The following is a 22,725-nucleotide window of genomic DNA, read 5'->3' as shown; positions in this document are numbered from 1 at the left end:
CTCCGGCGACACTTACGCAGCCAACCGGCCTTGATATAACGATGCTGGGTCAATCGGCCGCAGCACATAGGGCAACGAGAGGGCTCTGATTATGAAATTGAAACTCCCTGGCAGGGGCCGCTCTGGCGGCGGTGTTCACCGCCTCCGGGGCCGCTGCGCAAGTCGGCTGGTATGGCGCCGTCGATCTCGGCTACCACTGGCCGGAAAGCTTCGAGGCGACCTCGTCGGCCAACGCGGCCAACGGTTCGCCCTATACCTGGGACTTCAATTCGGAAGACGACTGGGCCGGCTTCGCCCGCCTCGGTTACCAGCTGAATGACAACTGGCGCGTCGAGCTCGAGCTCGGCTACCGCGGCGGCGACCTCGAGTCGGTCCGCGGCGGCTCGACCAACTCGGTCGTCGGCCTCTGCACCCCCGGCGTGGTCCGCACCGCGGCCGCTCCGACCTGTAACGCTCCGGATGGCGACCTGACGTCCTGGACCGTGATGGGGAACGTCCTCTACGACTTCCTCCCCGGTTCGACCGTCAATCCGTTCGTGGGCGCCGGTATCGGCATCAACCACGTGTCGATGGAAGCCCTCGGCCAGTTCTCGAACATCCCGGGCACCCCGCCGTTCACGGCCGCTTCCGGCCCGGCGATCCAGAACCTGGCGATCGACGACGACGACACCGCGTTCGCGTGGCAGCTCATCGCCGGCCTCGCCTGGCGCGCCACGGACCGCCTGAACGTCGACCTGACCTACCGCTATCTCGGCGGTTCGGAAGTCGACTTCGCCTCCACCGGCACCAACACCCTGCAACCCGGCGTGTTCAGCGGCGAATACCGCGACCAGTCGGTGACCGTCGGCCTGCGGTACTCGTTCGCCCCGCCGCCGCCGCCGCCGCCGCCCCCCGCCGCCCCCGCCGCCCCCGCCGCCTCCCCCGCCGCCGCCGCCTCCGCCGCCGCCGGCCATGGAAGCCCGGCAGTTCATCGTCTACTTCCCGTTTGATCAGTACATCCTGACGCCGGAAGCCCAGACGGTGGTGACGGAAGCTGCGAACTACGCCCGTAACGGCAACGCGGCCCGCGTCGTGGTCGTCGGCCACGCCGACACCTCCGGCTCGGCGGCCTACAACGTCCGCCTGTCGGAACGCCGCGCCAAGGCCGTGGCTGATGCTCTGGTCTCGGCCGGCATCAACCAGACCTCGCTCTCCGTCGACTGGAAGGGTGAGACGATGCCTGCGGTCGCCACCGGCGACGGCGTGAAGGAACCGCTGAACCGTCGTTCGACGATCGACATCGCTCCGTGATCTCGATCGCCGACCGGTAAGGTTGGATGACTAAGCGGGAGCCCGGCGGAAACGCCGGGCTCTTTGCTTTTCCGCCGCCCCCCATCGCCGAGGGCGCGGCAGCTACACCGGCAGCTGCGTCGTGGACTTCACCTCTTCCAGCACCGCGTAGGTGCGGGTTTCGCGGACGCCGGGGATCCGGACCAGCACCTCCTCCAGGAACACGCGCCAGGCGGCGAGGTCCTTCACCCGGGCCTTGATCAGATAGTCGAAGCCGCCGGCCACCATGTGGCACTCCAGGACGTCCGGGCTGCGCCGGGCGGCCGCCGCGAAGGTGTCGAACACCTCTGGCGTGGTGCGGTCGAGCAGCACCTCCACGAAGATCAGCACGCCCCGGTCAACCTTCACGGGATCCAGCAGGGCCGCGAAGCCGGTGATGTAGCCCGCCTCCCGCAGCCTGCGCACCCGATCGGAGCAGGCCGACGGAGAAAGGTTGCAGCGGTCGGCCAGTTCGGCGTTGCTGATGCGCCCGTCGGCCTGCAGGACGCGCAGCAGCCGGCGGTCCGTGTCGTCCAGCCGTACGTTGTTCGCCATATCGCCCTCTTCGCCGCAGGTCCTGGGGTGGATCGGCCTAGAGACGTAGCACATCCGGCGATCCCGGCGTTATGCCGGACGAACCATCGCAGGAGGCATCCCGTGCCGTTCGATCACCTGGACGACCTGAAGTTCATCGACGAGCGTGCGGCCGTCGCCGCGGCGCTGGAGGCCCGGCCGCTGTCGTTCGAGGAACGGGGACAGGTCCGCGACGAGGCCGAGGCCCTGGTGCGCGCCGCGCGGCGCTCGGCCGACCGCCAGGGCGTGGTGGAGAGCTTCCTGCAGGAGTTCAGCCTCTCGACGCGCGAGGGCCTGGCGCTCATGTGCCTGGCCGAGGCCCTGCTGCGGACGCCGGACGAGGAGACCCGCGACAAGCTGATCGCCGAGAAGATCTCCTCGGCCGACTGGGCGAGCCACGCCGGCCGGTCCGATTCGTTCCTGGTGAACGCCTCCACCTGGAGCCTGATGCTCACCGGCAAGATCATCGACCCGGACGAGGAGGCCCGCCGCGACCTCTCGGGCTTCATCAAGCGCCTGGCCGGCCGGCTGGGCGAGCCGGTGATCCGCAAGGCGGTCGGGGCCGCCGTCCGCATCATGGGCGAACAGTTCGTCCTGGGCTCGACCATCGACAAGGCGATCCGGCGCGCGGCCCAGGAGGGCTTCGTCTGCTCCTTCGACATGCTGGGCGAAGGCGCCCGCACCGACGCCGACGCCGACCGCTACGAGGCCGCCTACGCCGCCGCCATCGCCACGGTCGGCAAGGGCGCCAAGGGCCAGGGTCCCGAGGCGGGCCACGGCATCTCGGTGAAGCTCTCGGCGCTCTCGCCGCGCTACGAGGCCCGCCAGGCCGAGCGGGTGTTCGCCGACCTCTATCCCCGCGTCCTGCGGCTCGCGGCCCAGGCCGCGGAAGCCGACATCAACTTCACCCTCGACGCCGAGGAGGCCGACCGGCTGGCCATCTCGCTGGAGATCCTGGAGCGGCTGGCCAATGCGCCGGAGCTCGGCACCTGGACGGGCCTCGGCCTCGCGCTTCAGGCCTACCAGAAGCGTAGCCCCAAGGTCGTGGAGGCGGTGGCCGGAATCGCCCGCGCCAGCGGCCGCCGGCTGATGGTCCGCCTGGTGAAGGGCGCCTATTGGGACAGCGAGATCAAGCGCGCCCAGGTGGCGGGCCTGCCCGGCTATCCGGTCTACACGACCAAGGCCGCGACCGACCTCTCCTATCTGGCCTGCGCGCGCGTCCTGCTGGCGTCGGCGCCCCACCTCTACGGCCAGTTCGCCACCCACAACGCCCACACGCTCGCCGCCGTCCGACTGATGGCGCGGCAGGCGGGCCTGGCCTGCGAGTTCCAGCGCCTGCACGGGATGGGCGAGGCGCTCTACGCCGCCGCCCAGGAGCGCTACGGCGACTTCCCGCTCCGGGTCTATGCGCCGGTCGGCAGCCACGAGGACCTGCTGCCCTACCTCGTGCGCCGCCTGCTGGAGAACGGCGCCAACACCTCCTTCGTCCACGCCCTGCTCGACGAGCGGACCCCGGTCGCCAAGGTGGTCTCCGATCCGGTGACCGCCGTCGAGGCCACCGGCGGCGCGCCGCATCCGCGAATCCCGCTGCCGGTCGATCTCTACGGGCCCGGCCGCAGGAACTCGACCGGCCTCGACCTGTCCATCGCCGCCGACCGCGCCCGTCTGCAGGCCGCCGTCGCCGCCCTTCCGCCGCTGGAGGCGGGGCCCATCGTCGGCGGCCATGTGCTGGCCGGGCAGGGGGCTTCCGCCCGCCTCTCGCCGTCCGACACGACCGTCACCGTCGGCCGCGTGTCCGAAGCCACCCTGCGCGACGTCGACGCCGCCTATGAAGCCGCGGCGAAGGCCCAGCCGGCCTGGGACGCGTTCGGCGGCGAGCGCCGGGCGAAGGTTCTTCGCGCCATGGGCGATGCGCTCGAGGCCCACCGCGACCGGCTGATCGCCATCTGCGCGCGTGAAGCCGGCAAGACCCTGCAGGACGGCATCGCCGAGGTCCGCGAAGCCGCCGACTTCTGCCGCTACTATGCGAGCCTCGCGGAGAAGCAGTTCGCCCATGGCGAGACGCTGAAGGGGCCGGTGGGCGAGACCAACCGCCTCTACCTGCGCGGCCGCGGCGTCTTCGCCTGCATCAGCCCCTGGAACTTCCCGCTGGCCATCTTCACCGGCCAGATCGCCGCGGCGCTCGCCGCCGGCAACGCCGTGCTGGCCAAGCCCGCCGAGCAGACGCCGATCATCGCCTCCGAGGCGGTGAAGCTGTTCCATCAGGCCGGCCTTGACCCGAACCTGCTGCATCTTGTTCCGGGCGAGGGCGGGACCATCGGCCAGGCCCTGATCAGCCACAAGGGTTGCGACGGCGTGGCCTTCACCGGCGGCACCGATACCGCCTGGGCGATCAACCGCTCCCCTGGCCGCCCGCCAGGGTCCGATAGTGCCGTTCATCGCCGAGACCGGCGGCCTGAACGCCATGTTCGTGGACACCACGGCGCTGCGGGAACAGGTGCTCGATGACGTGCTGCTGTCGGGCTACGGCTCGGCCGGCCAGCGCTGCTCGGCGCTGCGGCTGCTGTTCCTGCCGCACGAGACCGCCGACCTGATCATCGAGGGCCTGAAGGGGGCGATGGACACCCTGGTGGTGGGCGATCCCGCCGACCCCCGCACCGACGTGGGGCCGGTCATCGACGAGGATGCGCGGGGCGCACTCGAGGCTCACGTGGAGCGGCTGACCAGGGAGGCGAAGGTCCTGCACCGGATCGCGACGCCGGCCGGCGGCCACTTCTTCGCGCCGACCCTCGCCGAGATCCAGGACGCCAGCTTCCTGCCGAAGGAGGTGTTCGGCCCGATCCTGCACGTCATCCGCTACGACCCGGCGCAGCTCGACAAGGCGGCGGGCCCGGTGGCGGCCTCGGGCTATGGCCTGACGCTCGGCGTCCACAGCCGCCTGGAGTCGTTCGCCGAGGCCGTCCAGGCGGCGGTGCCGGCGGGCAACATCTATGTGAACCGCTCGATGATCGGCGCGGTGGTGGGCGTCCAGCCGTTCGGGGGCGAGGGCCTCTCCGGCACCGGCCCGAAGGCGGGCGGGCCACACGCCCTGCTGCGCTATGCGGTGGAACGTGCGGTCAGCGTCAACATCGCCGCCCAGGGCGGCGACCCGGCCCTGCTCAACCTGGACATCTGATACGGCCGATCACGGGTTTGGCGCCGGCGGTCATGGCCGCCGGCGCGCGCCCGCCGGAAGCTGGCGGCTCCTGGAATGGAGCGAGCCATGCTGCGTCTTCCCGCGAGCCTCCTGATCCTGGCGCTGGCCGCCGCGCCGGCCGCGGCCCAGCCCTACAAGGCGCCGCGCACGCCCTTCGGCCATCCCGACCTGCAGGGCATCTGGACCAACACCGCCATCACCTTCCTGCAGCGCCCGCCCAACTTCAAAACCCTGGAGCTCGGCGAGGACGAGGTCGCGGCGTTCGAGGCCGGCTTCAAGAAGATGGTCGAGCCCCTGGTCGGCACGGCGCCGATCGACCCGAACCTGCCGGCACCGCCCGAGGTGAAGGAAGTGGCGAACGCCGACTTCATCGAGATGCGGCTGGCCGCCGCCCGCATCGACGGCAAGGCGCGGTCCTCCTGGATCGTCGAGCCGGCCGACGGGCGGATCCCGTTCACCGAGGCCGGCAAGGCGCTGACCCGGGAGCTCAGCCGCGGCAGGGGCTTCGACAGCTACGAATATCGGCCGACCGACGAGCGCTGCCTGACGGCCATCGGCTCCCCCGAGGGACCGCCGATGATGAATTCGGGCTTCAACGGCCACTACCGGATCGTCCAGACTCGCGACCATGTGGCCATCGAGATCGAGATGAACCACGACGTCCGGATCATCCGGTTGACCGACGCAGGCCGGCCTGCCGAGGCGGTGCGCTCCTGGCTGGGCGATTCCGTGGGCCGTTGGGAGGGGGAGACCCTGGTGGTCGAGACGACCAACCTGCGCCCGCAGGGCTACATCTACACCATGGGCGGGGGCTTCGCGTACGGGCCGAAGGCCAGGGTGATCGAGCGGTTCACCCGCACGGGCCCGGACAGCATTCTCTACGACTTCAGTGTCGAGGATCCCGACAACTTCGGCGCCTGGCGGGCGGAGATGCCGTGGCGGCCGGCGGAGGGGCCGATCTACGAATACGCCTGCCACGAGGGCAACTACTCGATGGAGAACATCCTGGCCGGCGCCCGGGTGCAGGAAACGGCGGCTACGAAGCCCGCGACGGCGCCGGCTCCGCCGAGGTGATGCCGGGCGGGCGGCCGCGCCGCCGTCCGAGTTTCAGCAGGCCCTTCAGCATGGGCTTCTCGATCCAGTAGTGCACCGCCAGGCCGGCGGCCACCGAGAGGCCGATGCCCAGGCCGACCACGGTCAGGAACTGCGGCCAGGCCTCCAGGTCCATCGTCCGGCACCGCCAAGCGACGACCGCCAGGACCAGGGTGTGGAAGAGGTAGATGGCGTAGCTGGCGTCGCCCAGCGCCAACAGGGGCTTGCTGGGCCGGCGCGCGATCAGCGGCTCCAGGGCCATGACCCCGGCGACCAGCAGGGTCGCCGCGCCGATCACCGCCACCTTCGGCAGGCTGAACCAGGGACTGAAGTGGACGCAGAGCAGGCCGCCGCCGACCAGGGCCAGCGGCCAGGCCCGCGCGAAGGCCGGCGATCGCTCGCGCAGCCAGACAACGCCCAGCCCGCCCAGGAAGCCCAGCAGCAGCGGGCTGGTGTAGGTCTTCAGGATCGGGTCGTCGGGCGAGAAGGCGTAGCCCGCGCCGACCAGGAGGAGGAGGGCGGCGGGGACGACGGCCATCACCCGCCGGAAGGCCAGGCCCACGGCGAACAGAGCGTAGAAGAACATCTCGAAGTTCAGCGTCCAGCCGGGCACCAGCACGGGCCAGACGATCCCCGGATGCAGGCTGCCCTCGTGCGGGATCATGCCGAGCGACAACAGGAGATCGCGCGTGGTCGGCAGGTCGAGGTCGCGCCAGGCCAGCCAGGCCAGCCAGGTGAGCGTCGCAATCCAGTAGAGCGGCACGACGCGGATCATCCGCCGACGCATGAAGTCCGCCGGCCGTTCGTCACGGGCGGCGACCAGCATGATCACGCCGCTGATCACGAAGAAGATCTCGACGCCCGCTGTGAAATCCCAACCCTTCAGCGGGTTGAACAGCCAGGGCCTGGGATTGCGCGCATGGTGGACGAGCACCAGCAGGGCGGCGATCGCCCGCAGGTACTGGATCCCCACCACGGTATTGCGTTGCGGCGCATGCTCCATGGACGCCCCATTATCACGGGACGGTGATCAGGAAACCGGTCAGATCAGGGGGCGCGGCGAGATGTCGGCCCCGGCCCGTTTCGCGGGCGCCGCATCCGCGCCCGAGTCCATTGGCGAAGCTCGCGCGTTCTAGCTCCGGACGCCGGACCTCCCCCGGCGAGAGGGATGTCTATGACGCTGCAACAGGGTCTGGCCTTTGGCCTGATCGGGATCACCATCGTCTGCTTCATCTGGGGACGCTGGCGCTACGACGTGATCGCGCTGGGCGCCCTGCTGGCCGGCGTGATCATCGGTGTGATCCCCGCCGAGGAGGCGTTCTCCGGCTTCTCCAACGACGTCACGGTGATCATCGCCTGCGCGCTGGTGGTCAGCGCCGCCTTCGCGCGGTCGGGCATCGTCGAGTCGATCCTGCGGCCGATCCTGCCGCGGCTGACCAGCCCGAGCACCCAGGTCCCGCTGTTCACCGCGGCGGTGACCATCCTGTCCATGGTCACCAAGAACGTCGGCGCGCTGGCGATCATGATGCCGATCGCCCTGCAGGTTGCGCGGCGCACCAACACCTCGCCGTCGGCGCTGCTGATGCCCATGGCCTTCGGTTCGCTGATCGGAGGGACCGTCACCCTCGTGGGCACCTCGCCGAACATCCTGGTGTCGGAAGTCCGCCAGCAGATCCTCGGCCAGCCGTTCGGGATGTACGACTACGCCCCGGTGGGCCTGGGAATCACCGCTCTGGGGTTCGTCTTCCTCTGCTTCGGCTACCGCCTGCTGCCCAGGGCGCGGGTGGCGGCGGAGACGCTGGACGCGGCCATCGACACGGCCCCCTACTTCACGGAGGTGGAGGTCCCGGAGGACTGGGTCCTCGGCAAGCGCGCCGTCCGGGACCTGCACGCCATGGGCGGCGGCGAGGTCACCGTCATGGCCCTGCTGCGCCGTGGTCAGCGGCGGTCGGCGCCGCACCCGAACACCGGCCTGCGCCCCGGTGACGTGCTGCTCCTGGAGGGAGACCATCAGGCGCTCGACGACGTGATCGCCCGCGCCAAGCTGAAGATGACCCGGTCCGACCGGCCGGTGGCGATGGAGGAGCCGACGGAGGAGGTTCGGGTGGTGGAGGCGGTGGTCGGAGCCGACTCCATGCTGGCCGGCCGCTCGGCCCAGCAGGAAGACCTCTATGGCCAGCACGGCGTCAACCTCCTGGCCGTGAGCCGCTCCGGCTACCGGAGCACCCGTGAGCTGAACACCGTGCGGCTCCGGTCCGGGGACGTGGTCGTCCTGCAGGGCGGAGAGCGGACCCTGCCGGGGGCGCTGAAGACCCTGGGCCTGCTGCCGCTCGCCGAACGGGCCGTCCGCCTAGGCGGCATCCGGCACCGCATCCTGCCGGCCGCGATTCTGCTGACGGCCATGGTGCTGGTCGCCTTCCGCGTGGCGCCGGTGGCCATTGCCTTCTTCGGCGCGGCGGTGGCGATGGTGATGATCGGGGCGATCCGCATGCGCGAGGCCTATTCGGCGCTGGATGGACCCGTGCTGGTGCTCATCGCCGCGCTGATCCCGGTCTCGGACGCAATCCGAGCCACCGGCGGGGCCGACCTGCTGGCCGGCGGCCTCGCGGAGGTCTTCCGCGGTCAGGCGCCCCTGCTCGCGCTGGCCGCGGTGATGATGGCCGCCATGGCGGCGACGCCGTTCCTCAACAACGCGGCCACGGTGCTGATCGTGGCTCCGATCGGCGCAGCGCTGGCCCGGCTGCTCGGCCTGAACCCGGACCCGTTCCTGATGGCGGTGGCGCTGGGCGCGGCCTGCGACTTCCTCACGCCCATCGGCCACCAGTGCAATACGCTGGTGATGGGGCCGGGCGGATACCGGTTCGGCGACTACGCCAGACTGGGCGCGCCGTTGAGCCTTCTCGTCCTGGTTGCGGGCACCCTGCTGATAGCTCAGGTGTGGCCACTTCAGGGTTGAGCGATCTCTTCACAGTCTCGTGAGTGGGTCCCTGCGACCATTCGGCCAAGACCTTGATCTGCCGAGGGCGAATTAGCTTGTTAACCTTCGATTTACGAAAAAAGCCTGGGGGCGGACGGGCCGCCTCATTGACGACTCCTTAGCCACTGTGTCCCCATATGTGGGCAGGTTGGGTGCTGGGACACACAACATGTAGGGGCCAGGGCGGGGACCACGGTGAGAGCCGGGTTCCCTATAGGGGACGGGTACAGGACGATGAGTGAAGCGGCGAAAGTTGGGATCGTCGAACAGGCCGGACGCGAGGCCCGCGCCGAGCGCCCGCAGCTTCAGCTGGTTCGCAAGGTCGAGGTCGACCGCACGCGTGACGCCCAGCTGACCGATTTCGGCAAGACCACGCTCGAGGATCGCTACCTGCTGCCGGGCGAGAGCTACCAGGACATGTTCGCCCGCGTGGCCACGGCCTTCGCCGACGACGCCGACCACGCCCAGCGGATCTACGACTACATCTCCAACCTCTGGTTCATGCCGGCCACCCCGGTGCTGTCGAACGGCGGCGCGGACCGCGGCCTGCCGATCTCCTGCTTCCTGAACGCCGTGCCCGACAACCTGGAAGGCATCGTCAACGTCTGGAACGAGAACGTGGCGCTGGCCTCCAACGGCGGCGGCATCGGCACCTACTGGGGCGGCGTCCGCTCCATCGGCGAGAAGGTGAAGGGCGCCGGCCAGACCAGCGGCATCATCCCCTTCATCCGCGTGATGGACTCGCTGACCCTGGCCATCTCCCAGGGCTCGCTGCGCCGCGGCTCGGCGGCCGTCTACCTCGACGTCCACCATCCGGAGATCGAGGAGTTCCTGGAGATCCGGAAGCCGTCGGGCGACTTCAACCGCAAGAGCCTGAACCTCCACCACGGCCTGTCGATCACCGACGAGTTCATGGAGGCCGTCCGCGACGGCGCCATGTTCGGCCTGCGCTCGCCCAAGACCGGCGAGGTGATCCGCGAGGTCGACGCCCGTTCGCTCTGGCAGAAGATCCTCGAGGTCCGCCTGCAGACCGGCGAGCCCTACCTGATCTTCTCCGACACCGTGAACCGCGCCATGCCCCAGCACCAGCGCGAGCTCGGCCTGTCTGTGCGCCAGTCGAACCTCTGCTCGGAGATCATGCTCCACACCGGCAAGGACCACCTGGGCGTGGAGCGGACGGCGGTCTGCTGCCTGTCCAGCGTGAACGCCGAGAAGTTCCTGGAGTGGCGCGACCATCCAACCTTCATCGAGGACGTCATGCGCTTCCTCGACAATGTGCTCGAGGACTTCATCCAGCGCGCGCCGCCGGAGATGAAGAACGCCGTCTATGCCGCCACCCGCGAGCGTTCGGTCGGCCTCGGACTGATGGGCTTCCACTCGTTCCTGCAGTCGCAGAACGTGCCCTTCGAGAGCGCGCTGGCGAAGAGCTGGAACATGCGGCTCTTCAAGACCCTGCGCCGCGGCTGCGACGCCGCCTCGCGGACCCTGGCCGCCGAGCGCGGGCCCTGCCCGGACGCCGCCGACCGCGGCGTGATGGAGCGCTTCAGCCACAAGATCGCCATCGCGCCGACCGCCTCGATCTCGATCATCTGCGGCGGCACGAGCGCCGGCATCGAGCCGATCCCGGCCAACATCTACACCCACAAGACGCTCTCGGGCTCCTTCGCGGTGAAGAACCCCTACCTGGAAGCCCTGCTCGACGAGAAGGGCCAGAACACCTCGGCGGTATGGGACTCCATTCTCGAGAATGAAGGCTCGGTCCAGCACCTCGATTTCTTGACGCAGGACGAGAAGGACGTGTATAAAACGGCCTTCGAGATCGATCAGCGCTGGGTCGTCGAGCTCGCCGCTGATCGAACCCCCGACATTTGCCAAGCCCAGTCCGTCAATCTCTTTCTGCCGGGGGATATTGAGAAGTGGGATCTTCACATGCTGCATTGGACAGCTTGGGAGCGGGGTTGCAAATCTCTTTATTACTTGCGGAGCAAGTCCGTGCAGCGGGCGGCGCATGCGGGGGGCGAGGGGCTGGCGCCGGTCGAGATGACCCAGGGCGGCAAGACCGACTACGAGGAATGCCTCGCCTGCCAATAGTGAAGCTCTGAAGCATATCCTCGGGGTTTACCCTCGCCGTTAATCAGGAGGCCGCGGGATTCCCGCGGCCTTTTCCTTTGGCATTAGGCTTAACCGACACATTTCCGGTTTGAGGCCCGCCACTTCCGTGGAACACTTGGGCTGAAACCACGCTAGATGACGTGGGCTGGGAGATAACAAGGATGCGGCGGCTGGCTTTCGTAGCCATCGTGCTTTCCTGCGGCGGCGCCGGAGCGGCGAGCGCCCAATCGTTCGTCCCCAATTCCCAGGCCCAGGCCCTGAACGCCGCGGCGTTCGCCGAGCGCGACGTGGTCCGCGACGACGGCCAGGCGCTGCGCTTCAGCGCCAGCCAGGTGCAGCTCCCCGCCCGCAAGGCCGGCGCGGTGGATTCGCTGCGGGTCAGCGTCGGCGGCGTGCTCGACACACCGCCTGGCCTCGTCCTCTCGCCGGACCGCAGCCAGTTCGAGGCCCGCGACGTGGACGTCAGCCTGATCCGCACCTGGCCCAACGCCGTCAGCTTCGAGGCCGGCAAGTTCGACGTCGACCTCTCGCCCCACGCCGGCCTCGGCATGGGCAACCGCGGCGGCTCGGCCGAGGCGGGCGCCGAGCTCCGGCTCTCGGCCCCCAAGACCCGCGAGGAGCGCGCGGTCGAACAGCTCAAGGACATGGGCGTCGGCGACGGCGCCGCCTTCGGCGACCGCGGCCGCTGGTACCTGTTCGCCGCCGCCAGCGGCCGGGCGGTCGGCATGAACATGCTGCGCAACGAGGGCGACTGGGACCGCGCCGGCTGGACCACCGACGCCACCTCCCAGCTCGTCGGCGACGCCCAGGTCGGCGTCGGCTGGCGCAAGGGCTCGGTGCAGACCTCGTTCGGGGTCGTCCACCGCGAGGTGCGCGGCGAGAACATGATCTTCGGCCAGAAGACCACCGACGACACGGTCGCCGCCTTCACCTTCGCGATCCGTCCCGGGCAGTAGACCCTACATCCGGTCCCAGCCCTCGAAGAACGGATAGCGCTCGGGCCAGAAGCTGGCGAGGCGCGGGTCCGAATCGACCCGCTTCGACACCTCCGCCAGCCGCGGCGCCGCCTCGGCGAACCGCTGCCGGCGCGGGCGGAAGCGTGAGACCACCGCCACATAGAGGTCGAGCACTGTGAGCGTGTCGCCCAGGATGTAGCGGCCAGGTTCCGTCCCGGCCTCCATCACGCCCCAGCATTCCAGGATGCGGTCCTCGATCCGCCGGTTCACCGCCGCGTGCTGGCCCGCGTCCGGGACCAGGCGGAAGGGATCGTCCTTCAGCCAGTAGTGGGCGTAGATCGCCGTCGAGACGAAGGTCATCCAGCGCAGGAAGGCGGCGCGGGCCGGATCGTCCGCGCCCGGCGCCAGGCCCGCCTCCGGGTGCAACTCGCCGAGCCGGATCAGGATCGCCGCGCTCTCGGTCAGGGTCTCGCCGGAAGGAAGCACGAGCGCCGGCACCTGGCGCAGCGGGTTGGCCGCCAGCACCGCGTCGCCGCTGGGGTCGTCCGGCTCGTAGGTCATGGCCTCGACGAGAGCGTAGGCCTGGCCCATCAGCGTCAGCGCCGCCTCCACGGCCACGCCGCCCGAGCCCTGGGCGCTGTAGAGCTTATACGGAGCCATGCCGTTCCTCCCTTTCACCTCCCCCGCGTAGCGGCGGGAGGGGGACCGTTCGCCGAAGCCAGCTTGCTGGCTGTAGAGCGAATGGGGGAGGGGGCAAGCGGCGAGCGCGGCGCGTGGGCTTGCCCCTCCACCACTCGCTCTGCGGCGAGCGGTCCCCCCCTCCGCCATCGCTTCGCGCTGGGGGAGGTGAAACGCGTAACTATCCCCACGTTCTTCACAACATGTTGGGAGCCTGCGCCAACTTGGCGCTAGATGTTGTCCCCATTCGGCGCCACCTTGTGGGCCATCCGATCCACGAACGCGCGTACGGGAGTCGCCCAGTGAGCAACTCGTCTCTGACCAAGACGCCCTCTCGCCCCCCTGCCGGGCCTGCTGACCCCCTCCTACGCCTACAAGCCGTTCCGCTATCCGTGGGCCTACGACTTCTGGAAGAAGCAGCAGCAGGTCCACTGGATGCCCGAGGAGGTGCCGCTCGGCGAGGACCTCAAGGACTGGGCCTCCAAGCTCAACGACCGCGAGCGCAACCTGCTCACCCAGATCTTCCGGTTCTTCACCCAGTCGGACGTCGAGGTGAACGACAACTACATGGAGCGCTACGCCAGAGTCTTCAAACCGACTGAGGTGAAGATGATGCTGGCCTCGTTCTCCAACATGGAGACGATCCACATCGCGGCCTACGCCCTGCTGCTCGAGACGATCGGCATGCCCGACAGCGAGTTCACGGCCTTCCTCGACTACCAGGAGCTGCGCGACAAGCACGACTACATGCAGACTTTCGGCGTCGACACCGACGCCGACATCTGCCGGACGCTCGCCATGTTCGGGGGCTTCACCGAGGGGCTGCAGCTCTTCGCCAGCTTCGCCATGCTGATGAACTTCCCGCGCCACAACAAGATGAAGGGCATGGGCCAGATCGTCTCGTGGTCGGTGCGCGACGAGAGCCTGCACTGCGAAGGGATCATCAAGCTCTACCACGCCTTCAACAAGGAGACCGGCGCGGTCACCAAGAGCGTCGCCGACGACATCGTCGACTGCTGCAAGACGGTGGTGGGGCTGGAGGACAAGTTCATCGACCTGGCCTTCGAGGCCGGCGAGGTCCAGGGCATGACCCCGGACGACATCAAGAAGTACATCCGCTTCATCGCCGACTGGCGCCTGCGCCAGCTCGACCTGCCGGAGGTCTACGGCAGCGTGAAGGAGAACCCGCTGCCCTGGCTGCAGTCGATGCTCTCGGGCGTCGAGCACGCCAACTTCTTCGAGGCCCGGTCGACCGAGTACTCGAAGGCCGCCACCAAGGGCGCCTGGCACGGCAACGAGGGCGTCTGGGCGAGCTTCGACACGATGATGGCGAAGCGGGCGGCGGGCGAGAACATCCCGGCGGAATAAGGGCAGCGTGTGCTTCCCGGACGTCGCGGGGGCGGCCGTCCGGGATCGAGTGGCGCGGCGCCGTTCGCTTGAGTGCGGGCGGCGCCTTTTTCGCTAGGAGGCGGAGAACCTAGCGCGGCTTTGGCATGTGGAGCTCGCCGCGGAAGACGACGGCCTAGCCGGTGTCGGGGTCGATCACAGCCGCCAAGTCGGTGTCGTCGGATGTGATCACCTCCACACGCCACGGTCCCGATTGTTCGCGCGTGGCCCGCAGCGGTCGGCCGGCGATCAGCGTCGCGCCAAGCGCGGCCTGCCCGCGGGCCAGCGCCTCCGCTTCGGTGCGGACCGGCGTCGACCGGAGCCGGGCCTCGACCACAAGCAGGCCAACAGCCAGGAACGGCGCCAGGCCGATGACGAGGGCAAGGAGCCAAGCCGCCCGCTCGCGATGCCGCCAGGGCAGTGCGATGAGACCGACCAGCATGAGGAGCGGCCAGACGCCAAAGACTGCGCGGTAAGGGAGGCGTTGGTCGGTCAGGAACAGCAGCGCGAGCAGCAGAAACGCCGCGACGTAGAGAACGAAGACACCGACGAAGGCGACCGGCTTCACAAGGCGGCGAAGATCCATGGCGGTCGCTCAGAGGTCGGTGGGGTCGAACCCATACATCCACATGTTCAGAAGCCCGTCGGAGCTTTCGAGACCAACCGCGTCCATGATCTCCTCGAAGTAGCCAGAGGCACGTTCCCGGTCCTCGGTGTCAGTGAGGTCGAGGCGTCCAAGATTGCGGCGGAAAACATCGAGGATCGCAGCGCGGCCGGCCGGATTCGCGCGGAGGATCATCATGACCTCGGCGATCGCCTCATTGACGACCGCCTCGGAAGCTTGCCGCAGCGCTGCATCGTGAATGCCGGTGTAGAGCCCGCCGTCCTTCGACCCGAACTTCGCTTGGCCGTGGAGCGCGGCGAGACGGACAAGGGCGTCGGGCGGCGGGGCGAGCAAGGGACGTCCTTTCGAGCCTCGGCTTCGGCGGCATTCCGCGCGCCATGCGAAGCGTCGTCGATGCCAGCCTGCCGGCCGCGGCAAGTCAAGGAGCGGTCATGAGCCGCACGCCCTCAAGCGGGGCCGGTGGGCAGGGCGATTGGCCGAAAGCCCGCAAGACCAGGTCGAAGAGCAGCGGCATGGGCGTCAGGAGCCGGCGACCCTGCTCGGGCCAGCGTACGATGTGCAGCCGACCACGGCAGAGCGTCGCGTCGACGATGAAGCTGCCCCGCGCGTCGCGGACGCAGTCGAAGCGGATGGAAACGGTGTCGATGGCGGTGGCAGTGCGGACGGGCTGGCAGCCTCGCAGGAAATCGCGCGTGTTCGCGGCCGTGAGCGGGTTGGCGAAGTCGAAGTAGGACCACAGTGTCGCGTTGGGCGTGACCAAGGTGCGGAAGCGCGCATCGTCTCCGGCGCGGGCCGCGGCGAAGGCTGCGGCCGGAATCGCTGCGCCCCGAGCCGCTGGCGTGAAGCGCAGGCCGATCAGGGCGAGGGCGATCAAGCCGGCCGCGACGGCGGCGAGGATGAGCAGACGCCGCAACATGCCTTGCCCCCGATTCCCACGCTCGATGCGAGCCCGCCGGCCGCGGCAAGTCAAGGACGGCGCGGGCGCGCCGCCGCGGGCGCGGTTGCGGCGCGATCCTTGAGTTCCCGCCGCCGGCAGGCAGGATGGCTGGCTGTGGGATCGACGGCGGGGCGTGGCGCTCTTCACCTCCCCCAGCGCGGTAGCGATGGCGGGAGGGGGACCGTCGGCCGAGCGCAGCGAAGAGCGGACGGTGGAGGGGGCGGGCCCCACGCACTGCCGGCCGCTTGCCCCCTCCACCACGCCCTCTGCGGGGCGCGGTCCCCCTCCCGCCGCTGCGCGGGAGAGGTGAAGGCGGGTGTCCCCCGGCTCACCGAAGCGGGAAGATCGTCACCTCGTCCTCGACGAGCGCGGCCAGGCCCTCCGGATGCGGTATCCCCCGGCCCACCGCCCGGCGCGTGGCGGAGATGATCTCGTCTTCGAGGCCGCCCCGGTAGGCGTGGACGAGAAGGCCGGCGTAAGGGAGCTTCAGGCCGTCCCGCAGGCCCGCGAGGACTTCGGTCCAGAGGTCGAGACTGTCGGGGCCGTCGCGGCCCTTGGGCCGGGCGTCGGCGCGCCGCCGGTCGTCGAGCGCACGGGCAATCTTCGCGGCGGACCAGCCCTTGCGGGTCAGGCGCGCAGCTTCGCGGGCCAGGTCGTTTTCCAGCTCCTCGGCGGCGACCGGCGTGACGCCGAGGACCGTCCCACAGTCGCACGGCCCGGCGGTCGTCAGATACTGCCGCTCCCCGTCGAGCAGCACCTCGCGGACGGAAGGATTGTCCATCGGCTGCGCCCGGCGGCCATGCCGCGTCATCACGGCATCGAGCGCGACGACGCCGTCGGACGGGACGATCAGGGTGATGAAGTGGCGCATGAGGTTGGAGGCAGCCCTCAGTCCTTGCGGCCGGAAGCGTACGGCCACACCGTGTTACGGTCGGAGCCGAGGATGCGATCCACATCAGCGGCGCTGGCCGGGTACGTGTCTGGAGCGAAGAAGGTCTCGGGGCCGCCCATGAGGATCACCCTCAGCCGCTCGCCGACACGATTGAAGATCTGGTCGCAGGAGGTCGGCGGGGCAATCTTGAAATAGGGCTGGGCTGGTCCCTTCAAGACCCGCTCGGCGCGCAGCAAGGCGGGCCGATTGAAGTGCGACGGCGTGACGACCTCGGCATCAATGATGGCTGTTGCCCGCTCGACGGTCTGTTGCGCCTCTCGGAGCAACTCGCGCTTCGTTAAAGGCTTTCCGTTGGTGACGATGCTGCAGGCCCCCGCCGGCAGTGCCGCGAAGGTCAGTGCGACGCCCATAGCGAGGAAGGCAGCCGCGCCGGAGCGCCGCCTGTTCTCGTGGTCTGCGCGCTGCGGGGCCATGCCAGCGCCTGCCGCCCAGGCGGCCCGATGGAACGCGTCCTCGTCCCGGTTATCGTCGAGCAAGGTGCGGAGGGCCTCGCAGAATGCCGCCCGGCCGGCTTCTCCCAGCCTATGCGCATAGGCGACCAGAAGCGTGCGCGCGTGGCCTTCCGGCTCCAGGTCGAAGTCCTGATGGAAATGAACGAAGAGCGGACGGAGCAGCGCCTGCTGTTCGCGGGTCATGGCGTCTGCTCGATCCGCTGGAAAGCCGCTCCGTCATAGCGCCAGACGACGGTCCGTCGAGGCTGTGTCCCGCCGTCCGCCTCGGTCGTGCGGACCTCCGGTGCGCCGTCACGACCGGTGACGAACTCGGGCCGGTCGCGGGTGGAGGCTTCGAGCACCTGCGCGAGGTGGCCACCGCGTACCGACCACACCCGGACGCGGTAGGCAGAGCCGCTGGCCCAGGTCGAATAGACGAGGTCGTCGCCGTCCATGAGCTGGAAGAGGCCGAGCGGCGCATCGCCGACGTCCTGCACCTGGACCCTCGACGGCCTGCAAGCACGGAGACAGCTCGCGACGAGGCGATGGCCGTGCGGTCCTAGCTCGACGCCGAGGTGTATCTGCCAGTCGCCCGCCGCGGTGAGAGACGCTTCCCACCGGGGTTCGGGGAGAGACGTCCGCTGCGCCTTCGGGGGCAGTTCTGCTGGCCGCGCATGAAGGCGCCATAGGTGATTCCGGCGGGCGATGCGGCCAGCTTCCGCCAGTCCCGTGACGGATCGCTCTTGGCGAGCCGGTCAGCATAGACGCGACCGCGGCGGCGGGCCTCGGTCGCCGATGCATCCGCACCTTCCGCGGCCATGAAGACGGTCAGGCAATCGAGGTCCGCCAGTTGCTCAGGCGACATGGACTGGATTTCGGCGGCCGGGGCCGTAGGCGGCGCGTCAGTGAACATCCGTGAGCCCCCAATCCCACCCTCGATGCGAGCCTGCCGGCCGCGGCAAGTCAAGGACGGCGCGGGCGCGCCGCCGCTGGCGCGGTCGCGGCGCGAGCCTTGAGTTCCGGCACCCGGCAGGCAGGATGGCGGCCGTGGATCGACGGCGGGGGACCCGGAGGGTTGGAACAGGCTGAGGCGGGAGCCCAACCCAGCGCAGAGCAGATGCGGCGGGCCCTGGGCTATGGGTTGATCGGGCTTGGCCTGCCGTTCGCCGGGCCGGCGCTCTACCTCTTCTGGATGTGGCTGCCGGGTCGCCGGAAGGGCTATGTCGGGTGGCCATTCGAGTTGCCGCCCGCGGTGATCGCGTGGCTTTGGGCCAGCCTCGCAGCCGGCGGAGGTCTGGCGCTTCTCGGAGGCTGGCTGATCGCCCGCGCGCGACGGCCCTAGGCGCCGCAGCGGAGCCCCTTCGGCCGTTGGCGGTCCCTCCCGCCGCTGCGCGGTGGCGTCGGGGCTAGGGCGCGGGCGGGCCGCTGCCGGGAAGCGGGGCGCACCCTCGGCGGCGCCATTCCCCGGCGAGCCGGTCGCGTTCGGGGACGACGGCGGTAGGTCGGCGGTGAGGCGTTGGGCCTGCGCGCACCAGCCGCCGTCGGCGATCCATTGGCGGTGGACGGCGGCGCAGGCCTCGGCGAAGGGGGCCGCCACGGCGGGCGGCAGGGGGCGGAGCTCGATGCTGGCGCCGTCCAGGAGGATGCGCGACGGGACGGAGGGCGTGAGTGCGGCCAGGACTTCGCCGTCGAGACGGCGGGCGGCGTGGGCGAGGGGCCCCGCCTCGATCCGGCGCTCCATGGGGATGCGGGCCTCCCCCAGAACCAGAACGACAGGCTCCGGCCGGTACGGCGAGATCGGGCCGGTAAGGATCAGGTCGGCCCCGCTGGCGCAACTCAGGCTCCAGTGGCCATCACCGTTGAAGATCTCGATCGAGGCCGGATCCCCGCGGACGACGCGCCAGTCGAGACGGGCAGGGTCGAGGCGGCTTCGCTGCGGCTTCGGTCCGTCCTGGCCCGGACCGGCCAGCGCGAGGCCGAGGGTCGCCACGAACGGCGCGAGCCCGACGGCGACCGCCAGCAGCCAGACGCCGCGCTCCCGGTGCTGCCAGATGAGCGCGGCGAGGCTGACGATCGCGAGGAAGGGCCAGGCGTGGAAGAACGGCGCCCAGGGCAGCCGCTGGTCGGTCAGGGGATTGGTCAGCAGCATCAGGAGACCGACCAGCAGCAAGGCCGCCACGTGGAGCGCGATCACGGCGGCGAAGCCGAGGGGTTTCAGCCAGCGCGGGCGGGGTCTGGCGGGCGGCGCGGGGGCAGGGTCCACGGGGCGGGATGCGAGCCTGCCGGCCGCGGCAAGTCAAGGATGGCGCGGGCGCGGCGCGATCCTTGAGTTCCCGCGGCCGGCAGGCAGGATGGCTGCCCAAGGGATCGATGGCGCGGTGTGGGCTCCGCCTGACGCGCGGGGGAGCGGATGCGCATCGAAGGTGAGGTAAAGATCGGCGAGGGCCAGGCTTATGCCGGACAGGCGATGGCCCCCATTACCAGCGCGCCCTGGCCCTTCATCATCACGTTGGCGGCCAGCATGGCTGGCGGGGCGTTCGCCGTTCTGCTCGCCAATCTCCTGGCGGAGTTCGGTGTGATTCCCGGATGGCTGACCCCGGTGACGATAATCGCGTTCGGCGGGGTGTCGATCTGGCTCAGCGTCCGGCTTTGCCGCACCGTCATTGTCCGCAATCTGCGCCGAAATCTGGTGATGCGCGGCGTTCGCGATCCACTCCCAATGACTGTCGAGGTGGCTCCGGAGGCGCTTCTCTGGGGGAGCAGCGAGATGGAATATCGGATCGCATGGTCCGCCGTTTCCGATGTTCTGAGCCTCGGACCGTACTGGGTGGTCGTGGCGCAAGCGACACCCCTGTTCCTGCCCCGCCGCTTCTTCGCGGATCAGGCGGCGGAGCGGGCCTTCATCGCAACCTTGGTCGAACGGCTAAGCGCGCCCGCTCGCTCGCGCAGTCGCGATGCGGTGCGATTCTGCCGGTGCGGCATCGGCGGGCGCATAAGGCAGGACGGTTGCTTTGGGGATCGGCGGCGGGGCGTGGGCGCTCCACTTCACCTCCCCCCCCGCCGCTTCGCGGGGGAGGTGAAGGAGGAGGCCCTCTCCCTACCCTCTCCCTCTCCGCTTTGCGGGGGGAGAGGAGGCGAAGCTGAGCGTCCGATGCCACCCCCTCCTCTTCCCCGACCCCGGCGGAAGCCGGGGGAAGAGAGGGAGAGGGCAGGGAGAGGGCCTTGGGGCGCAGCGCCGGGGCTGCGGGCGCCGGGATCCCGCTGCGACCGATCCTGACGCACCGGGCGGGCACGATGCCCCCATGCCGCCGCCGATCCCCTTTCCCGCCCATGTGAAGCAGGCGATCTGCGACCGGCTGGCCGGCGGGGAGACGCTGAAGGCGGTCTGCGCGTCGGAGGGGATGCCGACGACGCGGTGCGTGGGGCTCTGGGCGCGGCAGGACCCGCGGTTCGGCCTCGCGATGCGCGAGGCGCGCCAGCGCGGCGAGTGGAAGCGGCGGGGGCTGTCGGCCCCGGCGCCGGTGGTGCGCGAGATTGTCCGGCGGGTGGCGGCGGGCGAGCAACTGCACAAGGTGCTGCAGCAGACGCCGGGGATGCCGAGCCGGGCGGTGATGAAGGTGTGGCGGGCGCAGGACCCGCAGCTCGAGGGCGAGCTTCGGGCGATCTGGCGGCGGCGCTGGGAAGGCGTGGAGCGCCGGCGCCTGAAGGTCTTCGACCAGGCCGTGGCCGACCGTATCCTGGTGCGTTCGGGGCGGGGCGAGCGGCTGCGCGACATCCTCCGCTCGGACAAGGCCTTCCCCTGCCTGTCGGTGCTGGAGCGCTGGCGGAAGCAGGAGCCCGGCTTCGACGCCGAGCTGAAGATATGCATGCGGTTCGGGGCGGCCGCCCGGTCGCGGGGCCGGGTGGAGGCGCTGACGCCGGAGATCGTGGAGGCGCTGATGGACGGCGGATCGCTGCGCAGCCTGGCCCGGCGGTGGGCGGCGGAGGGCCGGACGGACCGGCCGGCGCTCCGGACGCTCTATAGCTGGATCGCCACGCGGCCGTCGTTCGCCGACGACCTGGAACTGGCCTGCGAGATGCGCGACGAGATCCTGCTGGACGACGCCTACGAGGCGTCGAAGGCGGCGACGACCGCCAACTGGCGCGAGGCGGCGCGGAAGGTCCGGCGGATCGAAGGACGGCGCGGCCGGCTGAAGGCCGGGCGGCCGGGGAAGCGCTGGCGGCCCGACGGGGGGGTGCTGGAATGATCCCTTGCTCCCCATCGGGGGGGTGTCCGGAACGGACTGAGGGGGTCAGTTCAGACGTCTCAGCGGACCCCCGCCACCATTTCGTGGTCCCCCTCCCCCCGATGGGGAGGAATGCTGAGGTGTGACCTGGGGCGCAGGCCGGGCGCGCGGCCCATGGCATTCGCGGGGGGATGGAGACGGCCATGGCCCAGCGGAAGATCAAGCACGAGCCCAGCAACATCATCCCCTTCCCGGGGCGGCGCGAGCCCGTGGCGCAGGACGCCGCGCCGCGGGGGCCGTTCGCCGACAACGTCCGGCCGATCCGGCCGGCGCCGGAGCCCCTGCCGCCCGAGCCGCTGCCGGCGTCGGGCTATGTGCTGCTGGCGATCCTGGAGGCGCTGAACGGGGCGAAGCGGAGCCGGCGGAAGGCCGGCGGCCCGGACGTCCTGGCCGAGCTGGTGGAGATGTACTGGCGCTGGGAGCACGACGCCGAGGTGCGCAAGGGCGTCGCCCGGGCGATCAACCTGGTGATGGCCTCGAAGACCGGGCGCTGGTGACGGCGGTCAGCCGCGGGAGAGCCGCCGGCGGTTGGCGCGCACCTTGCGGCGGTAGTGCTTGAGCGTGCGGTCGGCGGCCAGCGGCGCGGTGAAGCCCAGCGCGCCGGTCGCGGCCAGGAGCTGCCAGGCCTGGGCCGCCTCGACCTTCTCGGAGACCATGCGGCGGGCCTCGGCCTCGCCGGCCGCGCCGCCGGCGGCGATCTTCGCCGAGCGCAGGGCGACGACCGTGGAGGCCTCGAAGCCCAGCATCCAGGCGTCCATGCCGAGCCGGAGCCAGGGATTGTGCGATCGGGCCATGGGGTGGGGTTCCTGTTCGCAAGCGCAACGCCGGGCCGAAGGCGAAGGCTCCACGGCTTGGCGCGCGGAGGCCGCCGCTGTGCTATCCACCACACGGTGCAAAGGAGTGCGTAACCGTGGCCGTGGCGGCGGGGTGGATCGAGGACAGCTGGGTGTACAGCTCCGAGCCGCGCCAGAGCGGGCGGTACTGGATTTCCGACGGCTGGGTCTGGGGGCCGTTCGACGACGAGGCCGCCCGGGCCGATCCGCCGTCCACCGGCTACTGGATCTCGGCCGGCTGGATCTTCGGGCCGGAGGGCGCCCCGGACGTGGACACCGGCTTCTTCATCCGCGACGGCTGGATCTACGGCCCCTCGCCGTTCCTGCCGTTCGCCGATACGGCCGGCGGGCGGCCGTCGAACCCGCGGGTCGGCGGCGGCTGA

At 70.2% G+C, this 22,725-nt stretch carries 22 protein-coding genes and 1 pseudogene; 11 read left to right on the top strand and 12 right to left on the bottom strand.

Annotated features, from left to right (window positions below):
- Positions 1-131: 131 nt before the first annotated feature.
- Together LRS04_RS04710 and LRS04_RS27605 are read left to right on the top strand one after the other, a co-directional pair.
- Complete coding sequence (locus tag LRS04_RS04710) at positions 132-989, top strand: outer membrane protein (RefSeq protein WP_374573793.1); 858 nt, start codon at positions 132-134, stop codon at positions 987-989.
- Positions 952-1,290 carry an OmpA family protein gene (locus tag LRS04_RS27605; protein WP_374573786.1) on the top strand — a complete coding sequence of 113 codons (339 nt, stop codon included), beginning with the start codon at positions 952-954 and terminating at the stop codon, positions 1,288-1,290. The genes LRS04_RS04710 and LRS04_RS27605 overlap by 38 nt, the downstream gene beginning before the upstream one ends.
- A gap of 102 nt (positions 1,291-1,392) precedes the next feature.
- Here the strand turns inward: LRS04_RS27605 and LRS04_RS04705 are convergent, their stop codons facing one another.
- Complete coding sequence (locus LRS04_RS04705) at positions 1,393-1,863, bottom strand: winged helix-turn-helix transcriptional regulator (protein ID WP_257815377.1); 471 nt, start codon at positions 1,861-1,863, stop codon at positions 1,393-1,395.
- 102 nt (positions 1,864-1,965) lie between these two features.
- Between LRS04_RS04705 and putA the strand changes: the two are divergent.
- Positions 1,966-5,056 (top strand): annotated as a pseudogene (putA, locus tag LRS04_RS04700) (bifunctional proline dehydrogenase/L-glutamate gamma-semialdehyde dehydrogenase PutA).
- Between the two features lie 87 nt (positions 5,057-5,143).
- Positions 5,144-6,151: a hypothetical protein gene (locus tag LRS04_RS04695; RefSeq protein WP_257815376.1), complete on the top strand. Its 1,008-nt coding sequence runs from the start codon at positions 5,144-5,146 to the stop codon at positions 6,149-6,151.
- Here LRS04_RS04695 and LRS04_RS04690 read toward each other — a convergent pair.
- A complete protein-coding gene (locus LRS04_RS04690; RefSeq protein ID WP_257815375.1) occupies positions 6,114-7,172 on the bottom strand; it encodes an acyltransferase in 1,059 nt (352 codons plus the stop codon). The genes LRS04_RS04695 and LRS04_RS04690 overlap by 38 nt on opposite strands.
- A gap of 171 nt (positions 7,173-7,343) precedes the next feature.
- Here LRS04_RS04690 and LRS04_RS04685 point away from each other — a divergent pair, with 171 nt between their 5' ends.
- The 3 genes from LRS04_RS04685 to LRS04_RS04675 all read left to right on the top strand — a co-directional run bounded on the left by LRS04_RS04685 (position 7,344) and on the right by LRS04_RS04675 (position 12,214).
- Positions 7,344-9,125, top strand: a complete 1,782-nt coding sequence (locus LRS04_RS04685; RefSeq protein WP_257815374.1) for an SLC13 family permease — start codon at positions 7,344-7,346, stop codon at positions 9,123-9,125.
- 255 nt (positions 9,126-9,380) lie between these two features.
- Positions 9,381-11,237 (top strand): ribonucleoside-diphosphate reductase subunit alpha, encoded by a 1,857-nt coding sequence (locus LRS04_RS04680; RefSeq protein ID WP_257815373.1) that lies wholly within the window; start codon positions 9,381-9,383, stop codon positions 11,235-11,237.
- A gap of 182 nt (positions 11,238-11,419) precedes the next feature.
- Entirely contained in the window at positions 11,420-12,214 is a 795-nt protein-coding gene (locus tag LRS04_RS04675) for a lipid A deacylase LpxR family protein (RefSeq protein ID WP_257815372.1), read from the top strand.
- Between the two features lie 3 nt (positions 12,215-12,217).
- Here the strand turns inward: LRS04_RS04675 and LRS04_RS04670 are convergent, their stop codons facing one another.
- On the bottom strand, positions 12,218-12,874 hold the full coding sequence (locus tag LRS04_RS04670) for a glutathione S-transferase family protein (protein WP_257815371.1): 657 nt from the start codon (positions 12,872-12,874) through the stop codon (positions 12,218-12,220).
- Positions 12,875-13,234: 360 nt separating this feature from the next.
- Here LRS04_RS04670 and LRS04_RS04665 point away from each other — a divergent pair, with 360 nt between their 5' ends.
- The gene (locus LRS04_RS04665; protein ID WP_257818959.1) at positions 13,235-14,260 is read left to right on the top strand and encodes a ribonucleotide-diphosphate reductase subunit beta; all 1,026 of its coding nucleotides are present in this window, start codon (positions 13,235-13,237) and stop codon (positions 14,258-14,260) included.
- 154 nt (positions 14,261-14,414) lie between these two features.
- Here the strand turns inward: LRS04_RS04665 and LRS04_RS04660 are convergent, their stop codons facing one another.
- From LRS04_RS04660 to LRS04_RS04625, 8 genes are all read right to left on the bottom strand, one after another.
- Complete coding sequence (locus LRS04_RS04660; protein WP_257815370.1) at positions 14,415-14,864, bottom strand: hypothetical protein; 450 nt, start codon at positions 14,862-14,864, stop codon at positions 14,415-14,417.
- A gap of 9 nt (positions 14,865-14,873) precedes the next feature.
- Positions 14,874-15,236, bottom strand: a complete 363-nt coding sequence (locus LRS04_RS04655; RefSeq protein WP_257815369.1) for a DUF4844 domain-containing protein — start codon at positions 15,234-15,236, stop codon at positions 14,874-14,876.
- Between the two features lie 85 nt (positions 15,237-15,321).
- Positions 15,322-15,819, bottom strand: coding sequence for a hypothetical protein (locus tag LRS04_RS04650; protein ID WP_257815368.1), 498 nt, complete (start codon positions 15,817-15,819; stop codon positions 15,322-15,324).
- Positions 15,820-16,168: 349 nt separating this feature from the next.
- Positions 16,169-16,711 carry a hypothetical protein gene (locus LRS04_RS04645; protein ID WP_257815367.1) on the bottom strand — a complete coding sequence of 181 codons (543 nt, stop codon included), beginning with the start codon at positions 16,709-16,711 and terminating at the stop codon, positions 16,169-16,171.
- Between the two features lie 17 nt (positions 16,712-16,728).
- Entirely contained in the window at positions 16,729-17,427 is a 699-nt protein-coding gene (locus LRS04_RS04640) for a hypothetical protein (protein ID WP_257815366.1), read from the bottom strand.
- Positions 17,424-17,720, bottom strand: a complete 297-nt coding sequence (locus tag LRS04_RS04635; RefSeq protein ID WP_257815365.1) for a hypothetical protein — start codon at positions 17,718-17,720, stop codon at positions 17,424-17,426. Before LRS04_RS04635 ends, LRS04_RS04640 begins: the two co-directional genes overlap by 4 nt.
- Before the next feature lie 62 nt (positions 17,721-17,782).
- Complete coding sequence (locus LRS04_RS04630; protein WP_257815364.1) at positions 17,783-19,486, bottom strand: hypothetical protein; 1,704 nt, start codon at positions 19,484-19,486, stop codon at positions 17,783-17,785.
- A 188-nt stretch (positions 19,487-19,674) separates the two neighbouring features.
- On the bottom strand, positions 19,675-19,887 hold the full coding sequence (locus LRS04_RS04625; protein WP_257815363.1) for a hypothetical protein: 213 nt from the start codon (positions 19,885-19,887) through the stop codon (positions 19,675-19,677).
- A 638-nt stretch (positions 19,888-20,525) separates the two neighbouring features.
- Between LRS04_RS04625 and LRS04_RS04620 the strand changes: the two genes are divergently transcribed.
- Together LRS04_RS04620 and LRS04_RS04615 are read left to right on the top strand one after the other, a co-directional pair.
- Entirely contained in the window at positions 20,526-21,470 is a 945-nt protein-coding gene (locus LRS04_RS04620; protein WP_257815362.1) for a hypothetical protein, read from the top strand.
- 182 nt (positions 21,471-21,652) lie between these two features.
- On the top strand, positions 21,653-22,006 hold the full coding sequence (locus tag LRS04_RS04615) for a hypothetical protein (RefSeq protein ID WP_257815361.1): 354 nt from the start codon (positions 21,653-21,655) through the stop codon (positions 22,004-22,006).
- Positions 22,007-22,012: 6 nt separating this feature from the next.
- On the opposite strand, the gene LRS04_RS04610 is transcribed toward LRS04_RS04615, so the two are convergent.
- Positions 22,013-22,303, bottom strand: coding sequence for a hypothetical protein (locus LRS04_RS04610; RefSeq protein ID WP_257815360.1), 291 nt, complete (start codon positions 22,301-22,303; stop codon positions 22,013-22,015).
- Between the two features lie 116 nt (positions 22,304-22,419).
- Between LRS04_RS04610 and LRS04_RS04605 the strand changes: the two genes are divergently transcribed.
- A complete protein-coding gene (locus LRS04_RS04605; protein WP_257815359.1) occupies positions 22,420-22,725 on the top strand; it encodes a hypothetical protein in 306 nt (101 codons plus the stop codon).

Source organism: Phenylobacterium sp. J367, from assembly GCF_024699985.1.
Taxonomy (GTDB): Bacteria; Pseudomonadota; Alphaproteobacteria; order Caulobacterales; family Caulobacteraceae; genus Phenylobacterium.
This window is presented reverse-complemented; position numbering and strand designations above follow the sequence as displayed.

Excerpts from the sequence above, each read along its gene's own strand:
- LRS04_RS04660 (WP_257815370.1), bottom strand. The coding sequence starts at position 14,864 with ATGGATCTTCGCCGCCTTGTGAAGCCGGTCGCCTTCGTCGGTGTCTTC.
- LRS04_RS04640 (WP_257815366.1), bottom strand. The coding sequence starts at position 17,427 with ATGACCCGCGAACAGCAGGCGCTGCTCCGTCCGCTCTTCGTTCATTTC.
- LRS04_RS04675 (WP_257815372.1), top strand. The coding sequence starts at position 11,420 with ATGCGGCGGCTGGCTTTCGTAGCCATCGTGCTTTCCTGCGGCGGCGCC.
- LRS04_RS04695 (WP_257815376.1), top strand. The coding sequence starts at position 5,144 with ATGCTGCGTCTTCCCGCGAGCCTCCTGATCCTGGCGCTGGCCGCCGCG.
- LRS04_RS04620 (WP_257815362.1), top strand. The coding sequence starts at position 20,526 with ATGCCGCCGCCGATCCCCTTTCCCGCCCATGTGAAGCAGGCGATCTGC.
- LRS04_RS27605 (WP_374573786.1), top strand. The coding sequence starts at position 952 with ATGGAAGCCCGGCAGTTCATCGTCTACTTCCCGTTTGATCAGTACATC.
- LRS04_RS04615 (WP_257815361.1), top strand. The coding sequence starts at position 21,653 with ATGGCCCAGCGGAAGATCAAGCACGAGCCCAGCAACATCATCCCCTTC.
- LRS04_RS04610 (WP_257815360.1), bottom strand. The coding sequence starts at position 22,303 with ATGGCCCGATCGCACAATCCCTGGCTCCGGCTCGGCATGGACGCCTGG.
- LRS04_RS04690 (WP_257815375.1), bottom strand. The coding sequence starts at position 7,172 with ATGGAGCATGCGCCGCAACGCAATACCGTGGTGGGGATCCAGTACCTG.
- LRS04_RS04680 (WP_257815373.1), top strand. The coding sequence starts at position 9,381 with ATGAGTGAAGCGGCGAAAGTTGGGATCGTCGAACAGGCCGGACGCGAG.
- LRS04_RS04705 (WP_257815377.1), bottom strand. The coding sequence starts at position 1,863 with ATGGCGAACAACGTACGGCTGGACGACACGGACCGCCGGCTGCTGCGC.
- LRS04_RS04650 (WP_257815368.1), bottom strand. The coding sequence starts at position 15,819 with ATGTTGCGGCGTCTGCTCATCCTCGCCGCCGTCGCGGCCGGCTTGATC.
- LRS04_RS04625 (WP_257815363.1), bottom strand. The coding sequence starts at position 19,887 with ATGACGGTGCGGCAAAGCCGGACGCTGAGCCAGATCGACACCCCGCCG.
- LRS04_RS04670 (WP_257815371.1), bottom strand. The coding sequence starts at position 12,874 with ATGGCTCCGTATAAGCTCTACAGCGCCCAGGGCTCGGGCGGCGTGGCC.
- LRS04_RS04645 (WP_257815367.1), bottom strand. The coding sequence starts at position 16,711 with ATGCGCCACTTCATCACCCTGATCGTCCCGTCCGACGGCGTCGTCGCG.
- LRS04_RS04685 (WP_257815374.1), top strand. The coding sequence starts at position 7,344 with ATGACGCTGCAACAGGGTCTGGCCTTTGGCCTGATCGGGATCACCATC.